This window comes from Nocardia sp. NPDC003979, from assembly GCF_053605015.1.
In genome coordinates this window covers 1-1,459 of the sequence record NZ_JBSGIJ010000050.1, presented here as the reverse complement: position 1 = coordinate 1,459, position 1,459 = coordinate 1, and the positions used below count along the sequence as shown (strand labels likewise).

Below are 1,459 nucleotides of genomic sequence, written 5' to 3'. Positions count from 1 at the left end.
TCCTTACCTTTCTTCGTGGGTGCTGTAAGCCACTGGCTGCCATAGGCTTTCCAGCACCCGGGAGTGCCGGGTATGGCTTTCATGGAGTTGCCCCTGATGGCTCGAGGAGATTGGCCGCCCGGCACTCCGCGACGACTCGACCGCTAATTGAGATACGCGACCCGATCGCTTCGTAAGGACACGACGGCGCAGTCGTCTGCGGGACAACTCGACAGACCGGCGACGACAGGAGTGCTTGTGCAACAACAACTGTGGGCAGGAATCGACGCCGGGAAATCGGCCCACCACTGCGTCGTCATCGACACCGATGGCAACCGCTTGCTCTCGCGGCGGGTGATCAACGACGAACAGCCGCTCGCAGAGCTGATCGACACCGTCGACGGACTGGCCACCGACGCCGAGATCACCTGGGCGATCGACCTCAACCACGGCGGTGCGGCCCTGCTCATCGCGATACTCGCCGAGCGTGATCAACGCCTGCTCTATATCCCGGGCCGGACCGTGCACTGGGCATCGGGAACCTACCGAGGTGACGGCAAGACCGACGCGAAAGACGCCGCGATCATCGCTGACCAAGCTCGGATGCGCCGGGATCTGCAACCGTTGCGAGTAGGCGACGAAACCGCCGTCGAGCTGCGGATTCTGACTTCGCGACGCACCGATCTGGGCTGTGATCGGACCCGGGCGATCAACCGAATGCGCGCTCAGCTGCTCGAATACTTCCCCGCTCTGGAACGCGCGTTCGACTTGCGTGCCAACAAGGCGGCGTTGATCCTGCTCACCGGCTACCAAACACCCGAGACCATTCGCCGCCTGGGCGAGACTCGGCTGACGGCCTGGCTGAAAAAACACGGTGCTCGCACCAGCGCACGCGTCGCCGCGACCGCGATCGAAGCCGCGAAGGCCCAGAACACGACCGTGGTCGGTCAGCAACTGGCCGCGGCGATGGTCGCCCGTTTGGCGAAGGAGGTGATGGACCTCGAGATCGAGATCGGTGAGATCGACGCGATGATCGAGGCCCGATTTCGCCGCCACCGCCACGCCGAAACCATCCTGAGCATGCCTGGATTCGGTGTCTTGCTGGGCGCGGAGTTCCTGGCCGCGACCGGCGGGGACATGACCGCGTTCGACAGCGTCGACCGCCTCGCCGGCGTCGCTGGGTTGGCTCCGGTCCCTCGTGACTCCGGCCGCATCAGCGGCAACCTCAAACGGCCACGCCGCTACGACCGGCGCCTGCTGCGAGCGTGCTACCTCGCTGCCCAGGTCGCGACGATCCACGACCCGGTCTCTCGCACCTTCTACCAGCGGAAGAGAAGCGAGGGCAAGAACCACACCCAAGCCGTGATCGCCTTGGCTCGCCGACGTCTGAACGTGTTGTGGGCCATGATGCGAACTGGCACGGCATACCAACCCCAAATCAGGGTCGCCGCGGCTTGACAACATCATTGAGAATCTCCTC

At 64.4% G+C, this 1,459-nt stretch carries 1 protein-coding gene; it reads left to right on the top strand.

Annotated elements, in window-relative coordinates; all coding sequences use genetic code 11:
* Positions 1–231: 231 nt before the first annotated feature.
* On the top strand, positions 232–1,437 hold the full coding sequence (locus ACWEVR_RS33975) for an IS110 family transposase (protein ID WP_452470205.1): 1,206 nt from the start codon (positions 232–234) through the stop codon (positions 1,435–1,437).
* The last annotated feature ends 22 nt before the right edge of the window (positions 1,438–1,459 follow it).